Annotated in this window: 11 protein-coding genes and 1 riboswitch; of the genes, 8 read left to right on the top strand and 3 right to left on the bottom strand. The window is 52.7% G+C overall.

What is annotated here, in order from left to right; translation table 11 throughout:
* Positions 1-51 precede the first annotated feature (51 nt).
* Positions 52-1,077: an ABC transporter substrate-binding protein gene (locus tag JNUCC32_RS19740; RefSeq protein WP_192569574.1), complete on the top strand. Its 1,026-nt coding sequence runs from the start codon at positions 52-54 to the stop codon at positions 1,075-1,077.
* Positions 1,078-2,102: 1,025 nt separating this feature from the next.
* On the opposite strand, the gene JNUCC32_RS19735 is transcribed toward JNUCC32_RS19740, so the two are convergent.
* Complete coding sequence (locus JNUCC32_RS19735) at positions 2,103-2,603, bottom strand: VOC family protein (RefSeq protein WP_192569573.1); 501 nt, start codon at positions 2,601-2,603, stop codon at positions 2,103-2,105.
* A gap of 263 nt (positions 2,604-2,866) precedes the next feature.
* A riboswitch (TPP riboswitch) is annotated at positions 2,867-2,970 on the top strand.
* 141 nt (positions 2,971-3,111) lie between these two features.
* On the opposite strand from JNUCC32_RS19735, the gene tenA reads away from it, so the two are divergent.
* The 6 genes from tenA to JNUCC32_RS19705 all read left to right on the top strand — a co-directional run bounded on the left by tenA (position 3,112) and on the right by JNUCC32_RS19705 (position 11,200).
* A complete protein-coding gene (gene tenA / locus JNUCC32_RS19730) occupies positions 3,112-3,798 on the top strand; it encodes a thiaminase II (RefSeq protein ID WP_192569572.1) in 687 nt (228 codons plus the stop codon).
* A gap of 55 nt (positions 3,799-3,853) precedes the next feature.
* On the top strand, positions 3,854-4,696 hold the full coding sequence (gene thiM, locus JNUCC32_RS19725) for a hydroxyethylthiazole kinase (protein ID WP_192569571.1): 843 nt from the start codon (positions 3,854-3,856) through the stop codon (positions 4,694-4,696).
* Positions 4,693-5,700, top strand: coding sequence for a bifunctional hydroxymethylpyrimidine kinase/phosphomethylpyrimidine kinase (gene thiD / locus JNUCC32_RS19720; protein WP_192569570.1), 1,008 nt, complete (start codon positions 4,693-4,695; stop codon positions 5,698-5,700). Before thiM ends, thiD begins: the two co-directional genes overlap by 4 nt.
* A complete protein-coding gene (gene thiE / locus JNUCC32_RS19715; RefSeq protein ID WP_192569569.1) occupies positions 5,697-6,371 on the top strand; it encodes a thiamine phosphate synthase in 675 nt (224 codons plus the stop codon). The genes thiD and thiE overlap by 4 nt, the downstream gene beginning before the upstream one ends.
* Positions 6,372-6,610: 239 nt before the next feature.
* Positions 6,611-8,563: a BglG family transcription antiterminator gene (locus JNUCC32_RS19710; RefSeq protein WP_192569568.1), complete on the top strand. Its 1,953-nt coding sequence runs from the start codon at positions 6,611-6,613 to the stop codon at positions 8,561-8,563.
* A gap of 618 nt (positions 8,564-9,181) precedes the next feature.
* Positions 9,182-11,200 carry a PTS fructose transporter subunit IIABC gene (locus JNUCC32_RS19705; RefSeq protein WP_192569567.1) on the top strand — a complete coding sequence of 673 codons (2,019 nt, stop codon included), beginning with the start codon at positions 9,182-9,184 and terminating at the stop codon, positions 11,198-11,200.
* A gap of 131 nt (positions 11,201-11,331) precedes the next feature.
* On the opposite strand, the gene JNUCC32_RS19700 is transcribed toward JNUCC32_RS19705, so the two are convergent.
* Together JNUCC32_RS19700 and JNUCC32_RS19695 are read right to left on the bottom strand one after the other, a co-directional pair.
* Entirely contained in the window at positions 11,332-12,312 is a 981-nt protein-coding gene (locus JNUCC32_RS19700) for a BtrH N-terminal domain-containing protein (protein ID WP_192569566.1), read from the bottom strand.
* A complete protein-coding gene (locus JNUCC32_RS19695; protein WP_096775107.1) occupies positions 12,296-12,868 on the bottom strand; it encodes a PadR family transcriptional regulator in 573 nt (190 codons plus the stop codon). Before JNUCC32_RS19695 ends, JNUCC32_RS19700 begins: the two co-directional genes overlap by 17 nt.
* A gap of 843 nt (positions 12,869-13,711) precedes the next feature.
* Here JNUCC32_RS19695 and JNUCC32_RS19690 point away from each other — a divergent pair.
* A complete protein-coding gene (locus JNUCC32_RS19690; protein ID WP_192569565.1) occupies positions 13,712-15,532 on the top strand; it encodes an alpha-L-fucosidase in 1,821 nt (606 codons plus the stop codon).
* Positions 15,533-15,535 lie beyond the last annotated feature (3 nt).

Genomic DNA, 15,535 nt, shown 5'->3' with positions numbered 1-15,535 from the left:
GATAATGGTTTTCAAATAGCGGGATATGACACAAGGGGGATTTAGATAGGAATGGGAACAGGAATGGCAAAGAAACGGGCAAGAGGCATCAAGTTTAGCTTGCTGGCTCTGATCATGATCATGATTCTTGCGGGGTGCGGAGCAAGCCCGGCGCAAGAAGGGACAAGCAACGCGGGCGGCGACACGACGAATACCGCAGAGGGCAACAGCGGCGCTGCTGCCGGCGGCGAATCGTATGAAGTTACGCATGCCATGGGGACGGAAACGATCAAAGGAACGCCTCAAAAGGTCGTCGTCCTCACGAACGAAGGAACCGAGGCGCTTCTGGCCTTGGGCGTGAAGCCGGTAGGTGCCGTTAGATCCTGGACGGGGGATCCATGGTATCCACATATTAAAGACCAGATGGAAGGCGTTACCGTTGTCGGGGAAGAGAGCCAGCCGAACATCGAACTGATCGCCGGTCTGCAGCCTGACCTGATCATCGGCAACAAGATGCGTCAGGAAAAAGTATACGAGCAATTGAAGGCGATCGCGCCGACTGTTTTTGCCGAGGATCTTCGCGGCGAGTGGCAGAACAATTTTGAACTGTATGCCAAGGCGCTGAACAAAGTGTCGGAAGGCGAAGAACTTTTGGCTGCCTACGACAAGCGGATCCAGGAGTTTAAAGAGAAGGCCGGCAGCAAGCTTGACGAAACCGTCTCCGTGGTTCGTTTCATGGCAGGCAAGACCCGGGTGTACCATACCAATACGTTCTCGGGCGTTATTTTCGATAAAATCGGCATCGCCCGCAACGACATGACTAAGAATGCCAAGGACGATTTCGTGGACGAGATCACGAAGGAACGTCTGCCTGAGGTGGAAGCCGACAGACTGTTCTACTTCACTTATGAGACAGGGGATGGCGGCGCCAACCAGACCGAGCAGGAATGGATCAACGATCCGCTGTGGAAGAACCTGAACGTTGTGAAGAACGGTCAAGCCCACAAAGTGGATGACGCGATCTGGAATACGGCGGGCGGCATTCTGGCGGCCAACCTGATGATCGACCAGCTGCAGGAGTTTTACGGCATTCAGTAAGCAATGAAGACGGATGCTGAAGGCTAGTATCATCGTATAGCGGAAGATGCTAGGAACAAGCGGATAAAGGAGGCACTCCGAAAGATCTGGGATCTTTTGGGATGCCTCCTTTTTTAACATCGCGCGTCGGTAACATCGCGCGTCGAAGTACCGCCGGTATGCAGCTGCATGTCACATCGCTCGCCAGTACAGCCTAACCAACTCCGGGCATCATGCCGCTAACCATGACCTGTTAACGGACACCAGTTCCCTTATTTCCCTGATTAACCCCCGATTCTCAGATCAAACGGACACAGGATCCCTTATTACCGCAATAGACTGTCCTTTTGCCATCATATTCTATGAATAACGTATCTGGTGTCCGTTAGCCATCAAAAATTACGCCTATTCAGCTAAATAACGTATCCTCAGTCCGCTTGTCCTCGGGCAGTCACACCAAGACCAGTAGTCGCACAAGACCAGTAATAGCATCAATACCAGCCAGTCACCAAGGTACTCGTTAACGGACACCAGTTCCCTTATTTCCCTAATTAACCCGCGATTCTCAGATCAAACGGACACAGGATCCCTTATTTCCGCAATAGACTGTCCTTTTGCCATCATATTCTATGAATAACGTATCTGGTGTCCGTTAGCCATCAAAAATTACGCCTATTCAGCTAAATAACGTATCCTCAGTCCGCTAGTCCTCGAGCGGTCGCACCAAGACCAGTAGTAGCAACAAGACCAGTAGTAGCATCAATACCGTAGTCGCACCAAGAACAGTAGTCGCACAAGACCAGTAATAGCACCAAGACCAGTAGTCGCACCAAGACCAGTAGTCACACCAAGACCAGTAGTAGTACCAGGACCAGCAGTAGCACCAGCTATCTACTCCGAGTCCCCGAGTTTTCTACCTCTAACCCATAGCTACTCTAGTTATGCGGTTTTACATTCGTTTTGGTCGGCAGCCATCCATGCATACCCCAGGGACACCGAATCCACCCACGTCCTCCCTGTAATAACGCTTGACTTCACGGTACTTTTTACGACGTCTTCACCACGATCTCCGCCCCTGCAACATAGGTCATCGCTTTGATGTATTCCGGGTCTTGGGCACGCTGTTCCATTTCCACCGGAGTGAGGTCCTCCATTCGTGTCTGTACCCACCATAAGTTGCCGAACGGGTCCCGTACCCGTCCCACCCGATCGCCGAAGAACAAGGTCGTTGGCTCCGTCACCGAGACCGCACCTGCGGCCAGCGCTTGCCGATACACGTCATCGCAATCCTCAACATACAAACGGAGGTATGCCGGGCTATCCGGCCATTCCGGCTTTGCGTCAAACATCATGACGACGGCATCCCCGATTCGCACCTCGGCATGGCCGATGACACCATCGCCAACATAGACGCGGGCAAGCTCTTCGGCCCGAAAAGCCTGCTTGAGGAAATCGATCAGCGCTGCGGAGTTTCTTGAGATGATCCACGGCGTCACGGAGGTGTAGCCATCCGGAATGGGTTTAACCGCTTTCGGTTGGTTCGTCATAAATACGCTCGCTCCTTTAAATTTCATTTATTTGAATTGTGCTTATGCACTCATTATGCGGGGGCATATATGACAGCCGAGCGTCAGTGTTTCCGGAATGAGTTTGGGGTAGCCTGCGTTTTTATCTTGCGAAAAGACAGCCGCCACGGTACATCGTCACAATCACGCGGTCGGAGGAAGGTTCGAGCTTGAGGTTCCGTCCACAAACTGTTAACGTTTGACACCACCCTCAAACCTATGTACAGTATTAGACAAAAGAATAGGAAGTCCACTAGGGGAGCCGTTGGCGGCTGAGACAAGAGCGTATCTTGGACCCTTTGAACCTGATCTAGTTCGTACTAGCGTAGGAAAGTGGAGCCTTCGAATATGAGGTCTCGGTGCGTTTTTTTGGCGCACCCGGGCTTGTTGACGAAGCCGCTCCAGTTTTCGGGGCGGCTTTTTAGCGTTGTCTGAAAAGTCGTGTCTTACGGACTTCCTGCTCTTCAATATGTTGGAGGTGGGGACAAAGATGAGTTTCACGCAAGAGCTCCGTCAGCAGGCGGGAGGCATTTTTCAAGCAATCTTCGATCATCCCTTCGTAAAAGGCATTGCCGAGGGGAATCTGAAGCGGGAGCAGCTGATTCACTATGTGAAGCAGGATTTTGAGTATTTGAATGCCTACATGCGGATATACGGAATAGCCATATCCAAATCGATCAGCCGTGAAGAGATTGCGGCCTTTAACGAACAGATTTCATTCATTCTGCACAGCGAGGTGCACCCGCATCAGAATTTTTGCGCAGCCGCCGGGGTGACCTATGAAGAGCTTCAAGGATATCCGCTGGCTCCGTCCGCGCATCATTACATCCGTCATATGCTGACGGTGGCGCATGAGGGTAGTTTGGGGGAGATTATGGCCGTGCTGCTGCCGTGCCCATGGACGTACCTGGAGATTGGCCGCAAGCTGCTGAATGAGGTGAAGCCGGATGCCTCCCATCCGTTTTACGACTGGATTTCTTTCTACGGAAACCGGGGGGAAGACGCGACAGCCAAATTCCGCGACCGTCTCGATGCATGGGCGGATCGTGCGACGGCAGCCGAGCGGGAACGGATGAGGGAGCATTTCATGCTGAGCTGCCAGCTGGAGTATCTGTTCTGGGACATGGCTTATAAGCAGGAGGAGTGGCCGGTGCAGCTGGAGGCTGCGGTGCTGTAAGAGCAATGATCACAAGCACATGGAATTCCATTATAGCGAAGAGAGGCTGATATAAATGCATTCATGGGAAAAAGAGGTTTCGGCGCTTTTGACGAAGGTACAGCAGACGAGCCCCCTCGTTCACAATATGACGAACGTGGTGGTTACGAATTTTACGGCTAACGGCTTGTACGCGCTGGGCGCGTCGCCGGTGATGGCTTACGCGCCGGAGGAAGTGGCGGATATGGCCGCCATCGGAGGCGCGCTCGTATTGAACATCGGTACGCTGAACCGCGAGCTGGTGGATGCGATGATTATCGCCGGGCAATCGGCGAATGCCCATGGCGTGCCGGTGCTGCTGGACCCGGTCGGCGCGGGAGCGACCCGTTTTCGGACGGAGTCGGCGCTGCGGATCCTAAGCGAGGTGAAGGTTTCGCTCGTGCGCGGAAATGCGGCTGAAGTCGCTCACCTTATCGGGGAGATCCGCGAGATCAAGGGCGTAGACGCAGGCAATAGCGCAGGCAGCAATCATGCCGAGCTGGCCGTGCGGGCGGCGCGCGAGTTAGGCACGATCGTGGCCATTACCGGTGAAGAGGACGTGATTACCGATGGAACGGAAGTGCGCATCATTACCGGAGGGGATGCTCTGCTTACGAAGGTGACCGGCGCAGGCTGCCTGCTGACCTCGGTGCTGGGTGCCTTTGCCGCGGTGGAAGCAAACCTGCTGCTTGCAGGTACGGCGGGTCTGGCCTTCTATGGGGCCGCGGCGGCGAAAGCTGCTGAGCGAACGGCAGATCTGGGACCGGGAAGCTTCCAGATAACTTTCCTGGACGAGCTGGCGAAGCTTCATCCAGGATCGCTGGAAGGGTATGCCGCTGTGCTGGAAGCGGGAGCGGCGGCTGCCGGAGGCACGCGATGAGCGAGGCTCGCATACCCCGTGCCCTGACGATTGCCGGGTCTGACAGCGGTGGCGGCGCCGGCATTCAGGCCGATCTGAAAACCTTCCAGGAACTCGGCGTGTACGGCATGTCGGCGATTACCGCGATCACGGTGCAGAATACCTTGGGGGTTCACGGCGTATATCCGCTGCCACCCGAAGCAACTGCGGAGCAGATTGAAGCGGTTGGATCGGATCTCGGGATAGATGCATTGAAGACGGGCATGCTGTTCAACGCCGAGATCATTCGGCTGGTTGCTGACCGGATTCGGGCATTCGGCTGGGGGAAGGTCGTTGTCGATCCCGTGATGATCGCCAAGGGCGGAGCGGAGCTGCTGCAAAGCGAAGCGGTGGAGGCTTTAAGAGAAGATTTGCTGCCGCTGGCGTTGATTGTCACCCCCAATATACCGGAGGCCGAAGTATTGGCGGGGATGCGAATCCGCACGATGAACGATCGCAAAGAAGCGGCGAGACGTATTCATGCTCTTGGGCCCAGGATCGTAGTGATCAAAGGCGGTCATGACGAGGGAATCCTTGGAAGCGATGAAGGTACGGATCACGAAAGAGACAGGGGACCGGCTATAACGGCGGGTATGCAGCAGGAAGAGTTGCCTCAATCCGAAAGGACGCACGGTCTAACGAGAACTGCCATGCCTGCTGGGGAGTATAGGGGAGGCCGCCCGCTCTTTTCCAACGATGACGGTTATCCGGAAAGTCTTCCGGTCATCGACATCGTTTATGATGGTACGGCCTTCACAGATTTATATGGCAAACGAATTGATACCGTTCATACACATGGGACCGGCTGTACCTTCTCTGCGGCCATTACCGCAGGCCTAGCCCAAGGCTTGAGCGCACTCGATGCGATTCAGAGCGGGCGCTTATTCATTCAAGCCGCCATTGAGGACGGCTTAAACCTGGGGCAGGGGCAGGGGCCGACCAATCATTGGGCATACAATCGCCGCCGTCAGGAGGTGCTGCGATGACGGGCAGAGTGGCCCCCGAGATCATGAGGCGGCATCTGCGGATGTACCTCGTGCTCGGCAGCGTGAACTGCAGCGTCGAGCCAAGCTTGGTCCTGCAGGAAGCACTGGCTGGAGGCGCAACCATGGTCCAGTTCCGTGAGAAGGGGCAAGGAGCACTCGCCGGGGAGGCGATGATTCGGCTGGCTCGCCGGATTCAGGATCAGTGCCGCCAAGCGGGCGTGCCCTTCATCGTCAATGACGATGTGGAGCTGGCACTGAAGCTGAACGCCGACGGCGTGCACGTCGGCCAGGATGACGAATCCGCGGCTTCCGTCCGCGAGCGGATCGGCAACCGGATTCTCGGCGTTTCCGCCCACACGGTGGAGGAAGCGCGGCGCGCGATTCTCCACGGTGCCGACTATCTTGGCATCGGGCCGATCTATCCGACCCGCTCGAAGGATGATGCCAAAACTGCGCAAGGCCCGGCCATTCTCCATGAGCTTCGCGAAGCTGGAATCCACCTGCCGATCGTTGGGATCGGCGGGATTACCGTGGAGCGCGTGGAGGAAGTGATTGGAGCGGGTGCGGATGGCGTCGCAGTGATATCCGCCGTGACGGGAGCGGAGTCGGCGCGGGAAGTTGTAGAGGCTTTTATAGGTAAGATACGATGTACGACCGGAAGAATTTCTTAAGATGTAAGAGGGATTATGAAACAAGGGGGCCGACTTCTGCGGCACCCTTGTTTTGTTTACGTCGGATTTTAGAATACTGTATATGCTCAGCTTTTCCGTCAATATGCCATTTCTTTTGATCCACTCTCGTGTAACCTCCCAGATCAGTTTGCCATAGAGACCCGGATATGATATACGTAGGACAATGCACCCGCTCTACGATGAGTGAGCACTCCCATTAAGTTGAATAGGGGATCGGAATGAATAATAGGCAAAAAGAGATTTTTCGCAATTTGTTAATGGAACCGAACCGGCTGTGGCTCGTTCAGGATCTGGCGGATCAGACCGAGTGCTCGGAGAAGACGATCCGAAACGATCTGAAGGTGATTGAAGAATATATAGCTAAGCACTCCAGCGGCCATCTGGTGAAAAGGCCGGGACTTGGCGTCTATCTGGAGATCGGGGAAGCGGATCAGGCTGATTTATTCCGCCGCTTGTATTCCAACGAGAGTACCGCCGAGGATGAATCCGATGAGGAAAGGGTGCTGCACCTGGCATATCGGCTCTTGATGAACGCGAAGCCCGTAACCCTGCAGAACCTGGCTTCACCGTTTTACGTGAACAAGGCGATTATCCGTCGGGATATGGAAAAGATTGAGGGCTGGCTGCGGAGCTTTGATCTGAGCTTAATGACGAAGCAGCGAGTAGGCTTCATGATTGAGGGCTCGGAGAAGAACAAACGGATGGCGCTGGCGCGGTTGAACCAATTGATCAACCGTCCGGAATTGACGGGACAGATGATGCGTAATCAGTATGAACCGCACGAGATCGCAGCCGTATACAATGAGTTGAAGGCGTTGCAAAAGCGGCACCAGCTCCGCTTCACCGATGAAGCCTTTGAAAGCTTGATGCTGCATATACTGCTTATGGTCAAACGGACCAAGCTGGGACAGCCGATTTCGCTCTCTGCGCAGGACATAGCGTTTTTGGAGAATAAAGCGGAATTTGCATGGGCGATAGACTTTTTGAAGCAGCTGCAAAAATTGTTCGCCGTCCCTTTTTCCAAGGAAGAAACCGCTTATCTAACCCTGCACCTGCTTGGCGGGAAGTTCCGATACACGCAGGAGGATGGAAGTGCCCGGCGGGGCGATCTGGCAGACAGCCACCCCCTGCTGCGACAGTTGGTTGAGCAACTGATTCGGCGGATGTCGGAGCTGAATATGATCCCATTTTCCAAGGACCCGGTATTATTGAACGGGTTGAAGGTGCATTTATACACGACCATGAACCGTCTTCATTATGGTCTGGCTGTGTCCAATCCGATGCTGGCCGAGATCAAAAAGATGTATCCCTATATGTTCGATCGCGTCATCATGGCCCTGGAGGAGGTAGGGGGAGCGCTCCAACTGTACTTTCCAGAAGAGGAGGCCGCGTATTTGACTTTGCATTTTCAGGCGTCCGTAGAACGGCTTCACCAGAACGAAAGCCACCCTCAGAAGGTCATAATCGTGTGTCATATGGGCGTTGGGATGTCCCAATTGCTTCTCGCGAAGGTGGAACGAAGATTCCCGTCCGTGCATGTAGAGACAACGATGTCCAAAGCGGAAGTTGAGGATTATCTGGCAGCTCATGAGGTGGATCTTGTCATTACGACCGTTGATCTGCCCGAGTTAAAAACACCTCATATCCTCGTTTCCCCTCTGCTCGAGGCCAGTGACGAGCGGAAGCTGGAGCAAGCGATCCGGGGGCTTGATGAGCCGGACGGCAGGGCGGCTGAGGAATCGGTCTTTTTGAAATATACGACACCTTTTCTCATCTTTCCTCAGCAGGAGGTCGAGCGTCCAGAACAGTTGATCTCCAAGTTTGCGCAGATGCTGGTGGACAAAGGATATGTCCAGGCAGGATATACGGAAAGTGTGCTGGATCGTGAGAATATGTCTGCTACGACGATTGGAGGAGGCATTGCCATCCCTCATGGCAGCTCGGAGCGGGTTACACAGTCCTGCATCGTTGTTATTACTTTAAAGCAGCCGATTACCTGGGGAACCGAGAAGGTAGAGCTTGTGTTCTTACTTGCTATCAAGCATGATGAGCGGAAAGAGATGCGGCAGCTGTTCAGGGAATTGTCACGGATCAGTGAGCAGCCGGCATTGGTCCGTGCGTTGTCTAAGGAGACGGACGCGATACGATTGCTGAATACGTTAAAAGGGTAAAATTAGTAGTAGAGGTTGTTCAAAAAGTCCGCTTTTGATAAGAAAACCTCTTATCGAGGCCACTTCAAGGATGAGCGACCGCGATGCATAGGTAGGTTTTCTTGCGATATAGAATTTCATCAGTTCCACTGATAACTCATAAATTCTATATCTAACACGAAGCGAATCAGGAAGCAGCTCGGCATCGAATCTTGAATTCAGCCGGGCCTAAGCAGATGCTTTCGAAGCATGTTTCCTGGGGAAACATTTCAGGTGCTCACGTACCCAAAACGTACGCTCCGCTCCTGACGTCCCTAGCTTCATCCAACTGAAGCGTTTTGAAAAAACGCACGTCGGAAGCATAAGCTTCGGTGCTGAAAATCGACCTTTTTGAACACGCACTATTTCAAACTGTGATGATGAAGCAGGACGGTATACCGTCCTGCTTTTTACATTTTTTTGGGGTCCCGCGTAAAGTATTTGGATTAAGCATATAGGCTCCACTTTGTGGGGATATTTGTTTGCGAAATAAACCTGTTTTTCCGGAAGTTCCGGTAAAAAGTTCATCCGATAACAGCGTTTTCAGCATGTACACTATAAATGTAAGCGGGAACATGACAGCGAAGGAGAATGACGAACATGAAAATATTAGCGATTACTTCATGTCCTAACGGAATTGCACATACGTATATGGCCGCTGAGAATCTGCAGAAGGCAGGCGCGAAGCTTGGCGTTGAGATGAAAGTGGAGACCCAAGGCTCCATTGGCGTGGAGAACCAATTCACGGAGCAGGATATCCGCGAAGCCGATGGCATTATTATCGCAGCGGATAAGACGGTGGTGAAGGACCGGTTTGTGGGTAAAAAACTGCTTGTCGTTGGGGTGCAGGATGGTATCCGTCGTCCAGAAGAGCTGATCCAACGGATGATGGAAGGGGATGTGCCCGTCTATCAGGCACAGTCCAAGTCGGCTGAAGCTATGACGGGAGAGAACAAACCCAAACAAAATCCGATCTATCGCCACTTGATGAACGGTGTATCCTATATGGTGCCGTTTATCGTGATCGGTGGGCTGCTCATCGCAATCGCCCTGACGATGGGCGGCGTGAAAACGCCGGGTGGTCTGGTTATACCGGAAGATTCCATCTGGAAAACGATTGAGAGTATCGGCGCGGCTGCGTTTACCTTCATGGTTCCGATCCTTGCCGGATTTATCGCCATGAGTATTGCGGACAGGCCGGGGCTTGCACCAGGTATGGTCGGCGGGTTCATTGCTGCGAACGGCAGCTTTTATGGAAGTGAAGCAGGAGCTGGATTCATCGGGGGGATTATTGCCGGTTTCCTGGCGGGATATGTCGCACTTGCTATTAAAAGGATCAAGGTTCCTCGGTCGCTGCAGCCGATTATGCCCATTATCGTTATCCCGGTACTGGCTTCACTGGTTGTAGGATTAATCTTCGTCTTTGTGATTGGCGCTCCGGTTGCGGATCTGTTTGAAGCGTTAACCGTCTGGCTCGCGGGAATGCAGGGTACTAGTTCGATTCTGCTCGCGCTTATTCTGGGCGCGATGATTTCTTTTGACATGGGGGGGCCCGTGAATAAGGTTGCGTTCCTGTTCGGCTCGGCCATGATCGGTGAAGGCAACTATGAAATTATGGGCCAAATTGCCGTTGCCATCTGTGTTCCTCCGATTGCCATGGGACTGGCGGCCATGATGAACAAAAGGAAGTTTACGCCTGCGGAACGCGAAGCTGGAAAAGCGACATTTACGATGGGATTGTTCGGTATTACCGAAGGAGCGATTCCATTCGCGGCGCAAGATCCTCTACGCGTCATTCCGAGTATCATGGTCGGTTCCATGACGGGTTCGGTGATTGCCATGTTGGGCAGTGTCGGTGACAGCGTAGCCCATGGCGGTCCTATTGTAGCCGTGCTCGGTGCCGTGGATCATGTGCTGATGTTCTTCATAGCGGTCATGGCCGGTTCAGCCGTATCGGTTATCATGGTGAGCCTGCTCAAGAAAGATGTTGCAGCTGTGACTCCGGCAGTTGTTGGAGAAGGAGCAGAAGCGATAGAGAATCCTGCCGGGGCAGATGAATCGTCGACAGTAGACGCGGCTGCCCCCATGGCCGCGGATTCAGCTGAAGTGGATTCAACCGTGATCAATAATGGTACAGCAACGGAAGTTTCTGCTATCCGCGTTGAGAAATTGACGGATATTGTGACACCGGATCTCATTAACCTGAATCTGGTAGGAACAACACAGGATGCTGTGATCGACGAAATGATCGGTGTATTGGAGCGGAATGGGGCGATCAGAGCTGACGGAGATTTTAAACAGGCCATATTAGCCCGGGAACAAGAAAGCTCCACCGGCATCGGCATGAATATTGCGATTCCTCACGGTAAATCGGATGCTGTCCTGAAACCAAGCGTGGTTTTTGGCATCCAGCAGGATGGCGTCGACTGGAAGAGTCTGGACGGAAGCGAAGCCAAACTGATCTTTATGATTGCCGTGCCACGTAATAGTAAACAGAATGCGCATTTGAAAGTGCTGCAAATGTTGTCCCGCAAGCTGATGGACGATGATTTCAGGGAAGCGCTCTTGGCGGTGACAACCAAGGAAGAGGCCTATCGATTGCTCGATCAGGTGCATTAATTCAAGAGACTGAGTGAATTCACCTAGACCAGCCCCGCACAGAAATGAGCGGGGCTGGTTTTATACGTTTCTCGGCTTGCTTCCGCAAAATCCACGGATTTGCTTGTCAGCCGGCGCCATGCCAATCGCTTTCAGAGCAATAACTCCATGGCTGCGCGTTCTTTATCAGCTATCTCGAGCAAGAGATTGGACGCCTGCTGTAGCTCCTGGGTGTTACCTGATCTTCCCGCACGGTCGATCGCTGCGGAGACACTGGCCCACATTGGCGCGATCTCCGTAAACAAAAGGTAGGCTTGTTCGATTCTCGGGTCTTCCAACCGATCGGCGCATTCCTTCAAGTAATCCCGATACAGATTCCGAAACAAAGCACCGCCGGTTCCCGCACGCTCCATCAGCAATGCGGTCAGGCATAAATCTTGTTCGAAATGGTTGCTGCGGGAAGGCCACTTCAGGATCTCTTTGCTCATTTTTACAATGCCTTTATTCCCGATATTGCGAATGGGCGGGTTCAAATAGTCATGCGCATTCTTGGTCAAGGATTCTCGTAATGCGGGAACGAGCGGGGGTAAGGCGTCGATGGGCTCGAGCGTAAAAGAGCGATTTCGGGAACTCATGGCTCCCTTTGCGTTTCTGGCTGCAGCCAAGCTTGTCAAACGCGTCTTCACCAGCCCGCCCTGTTGCCTGGTATCTGCCATGTAGGCATATTCGTCATCCACGCCGTATAGGACCGCATAGTGACCGGCAAAGTGCACTTTGCTCGTGAAATAGTCCAAGTAATAGGAATCCAATTTCAGCCCAACCGGAATTCCGCGTTCGATGCAGCTCCGTACGTTCCGCCACGCTTTGTCGACGGACGACGTTTCTTGGACTCTGACGGTCAACCCCAGCCTGTCGGCGAGATTGGCTGTCAACATATCCACTTTCACCCTTCCTCCGATAAACGGAAAATCCATTCCCTTCGAGTCCCAATAAATGAATCCGAGCCCTTGTCCGAGTCCGAACAGCATCGGCTCCGATAGCCGGACTCCCGCAAATTGCATTAAATTGCCCATGGTGGTCGTTTCGCAATGGTCGCCTTGGTAAGGAACAAAACCTTCAATGATTATGGTCATCTTCCCTGGTCTCCTTCGACAATTCGTTAATTAGACTGGCAACGAACGCTTGCTCACTCTCCATTAGGCTGATCGGATGCAAGAACAGCGCTCTTACGTTCAGCGGCAATCGAACACCGCCCTGGGATTCGAATTTTTGCTTTATGCCTTCTGAAGCCTCACGAAGAAAATCCAACCGTTTCCGCAAGGCAGCTATGGCCATGTCGTTCCCGATAAGAGGCAAAGCGGCCAAACCGAGATCGAAGCGGTTGTCGCGCTCCCGTGCTGACGAAAGACTGTCAAGGACTTCATCTTTCAGCTTGACCATACCGGCTTCGGTGAGGACAAACCGGGTCGGCATGGGTCCCTTGCCGGATTTTTCGTCGGATTCCTCGGATGCAATCCATCCTTTATCGCTCAGTTTCCTCAGTCCTACGTAGATTGAAGTCGTGCCGATGTTGGCCCATTCCCGATAGCCTCGTTGATCGACTAACTTCTTGATATCGTACCCCGAAGCTTGACGACATTCTGCGATCATTTGCAGCAGCATGAATTCGACGTTTGAAATAGGGTGCATGAAGAACCCCCTTGTCTTTTTAATATTTCACATATGTAATATAACACCAGTGGAATATAAGATCAACAACGGAATTCAGACACTCGACAGTACGCCGAAAGATAATCATCGATACTAAACCTTTAAAACCATGAGCGGATGAATTGAAATGTATGAGTATCACGGATGGGCAACTATTAGAGAGAGTTCTTCAATTGAATTTTCAAATGACAAAATAATAGGTGATCCTTTTTTATAGCGAATTAATTTCCATTAAACTAAAGCCTGCCGTTTACCCGGCAGGCCTTCGGAATTCGGTGTTATAAATCGTATTTTCGTTTTTCAGTTCCAGTATCTTAGCAGAGATCGAACCGAAGACGTTTATTACATGTATGTTACTGACGTAAATAATGAGCAGTATCTAAAAAAGTTTGAAAGTAACCTTGGAATTGATATTGATCCGTATGATTCAACACAAAATGAGTTGATACTGACTAAAGTAGGAGTAGAGAATTGGAGAAAAGTTTTGCCGCCAGAATTGTTGTAATAAAGTTTTTCTGGATATGATTTTGACGAAAGCATGACGGCAAATTACTAACTTCATGAAATAAAGTAAAGTGGAGCCGTTTCCTATTCGGGAGCGCAGCTTCTTTTTATGTTATAACCAGGCTGAAAAGGAATGTAATCTAAGAAAATTCAACTCATTTACAGTTTACATATCTATCGAATGAACCATACTTTCCCCCCCACCTCAACAAAACACAACCTCAACCCAAAAAAACAAAGAGGCTGCAACAGCGTACCTTCTATAATGGAGGTTACTAGACTGTCGGACCGTTAACTGGCAGGTGAGGAAGGATAAACATGAAGCGGGATGAATACATGGATGGGGCCGGATTGGAGCAGGAACGCTCGGATAATATCCCGACCGATCTATGGGTGGATGACCGAGATCGAGATCGCAACCGTCGGATAGCCTGGTGGAGGGAAGCGCGCGTTGGGCTGTTTGTGCATTGGGGGCCTTACTCGATGCTGGGCGGAATGTGGAAGGGCGAACAGGTGGATGCGAATTATGCGGAGCATATCCAGCTTAGGGGGAAGATACCTGTAGCTGAGTATGCAGAAGCCGCAGCCGGTATGAATCCGGAGGCGTTCGATGCGCATGAGTGGGTGTTGCTGGCCAAGCGGTCGGGGGCCAAATACCTCATCGTGACGGCGAAGCATCATGACGGGTTTGCCATGTATGATTCCAAGGTTTGCGATTATTCGATTACCCGGCATGCAAATTTCCCGAGAGATCCGATCAAGGAGCTGGCAGAGGCATGCGAGGCCGAGGGGATTCGGCTCGGGATTTACTATTCTCACGCCATGGACTGGCATCATCCGAATTCGCAGGGGAACACGCTGGATTACCCGGGGAATATCGGTGCATGGGATCTGCTGGAGGACTGGATCGACGATCAGGATAAGTGGGAACGCCTTGAGCGTTATCTTCATGAGAAGGCTCTTCCCCAGGTCGAGGAGCTGCTGACCGATTACGGCCCGATCGGGTTGATGTGGTTTGATTGCGGCCATAAGATCAGCGACGAACACGCCGTGTGGTTCCATGATCGGGTACGCCGGCTGCAGCCGGATTGCCTGATTAACAAGCGGCTTCGGGATGACCGCTTTGCGGATTACGGGAATCCGCATGATAACCAGCTGCGATTTCATCCGGTGCAGCAGGACTGGGAGTCGATTCATACGCTGAATGATTCTTGGGGATTCCGGTATGGCGATGACCATTGGAAGAGTCCGGAGGAATTGATCGACCAGCTGCTGCGCGTGGCAGCGGCGAACGGCAATCTGGTGCTGAATGTCGGTCCGCTCGGAAACGGGGCGATTGACAAGAAGTCGAGAAGCCTGCTGGAGACGGTGGGCAGCTTCCTGGAGCGGAACGGCGAGGCCATATATGGCACGAGCGGCAGTCCGATCGGTACGCCGCAGTGGGGCTACTGCACCTGGAAGCCTGAAGAGAACAGCTTGTATCTGCTGGTTAGAGATTGGCCACAGGACGGTTATTTGATTCTGCCCGGTCTCGCAAGCGGAGTTCAATATGCGAGGCCTATCGGAGCGAAGGCCAAGGAGGACCGCCTGCCGATCCGGCAGCTTGGGCGATGGGACTGGCAAATTGATGTGCGTTCGGTACCTCAGGACGCCTATGCGACTGTGCTAGAGCTGAAGCTAAGCGGGGAGCAACTGGAGAGCAACGGGACTCCTAGATTCATATCTTCAATGCCGAATACGTTTTGGGCATATGATGGTGTTATCGAGGGCGACGGCCTGCGCCGCGACAATGGAAAAAGAGGGCATGACGGCGTTACCGGGTGGACCGCTCCACATGCGGCTGTTCAATGGGCGTTTCGTTCGGAAGAAGAAGCGCCCGTCCACTGCCGAATCATCGTCACCTTGTCCGCCTCAGCGGATCAGGCGGGGGGACGCTTTGAATTGTCCCTGGATGAACAGAAGCTGGCTTGTACCGTTTACGATACGGGCGGGGACGGATGCTGGGGAGATTTTGAGATCGGTCAATTGACGATTCATTCGGCAAGCCTACACCGTCTTGAAGTCCGCGGAATATCGCTGGCATCGGATTCTTTGATGAATTTGCGCAAGGTTACGCTGCTGCCAATGGAAGGGGAGTGAGGA

Source organism: Paenibacillus sp. JNUCC32 (genome assembly GCF_014863545.1).
Taxonomy (GTDB): domain Bacteria; phylum Bacillota; class Bacilli; order Paenibacillales; family Paenibacillaceae; genus Paenibacillus_AQ; species Paenibacillus_AQ lautus_A.
This window is presented reverse-complemented; position numbering and strand designations above follow the sequence as displayed.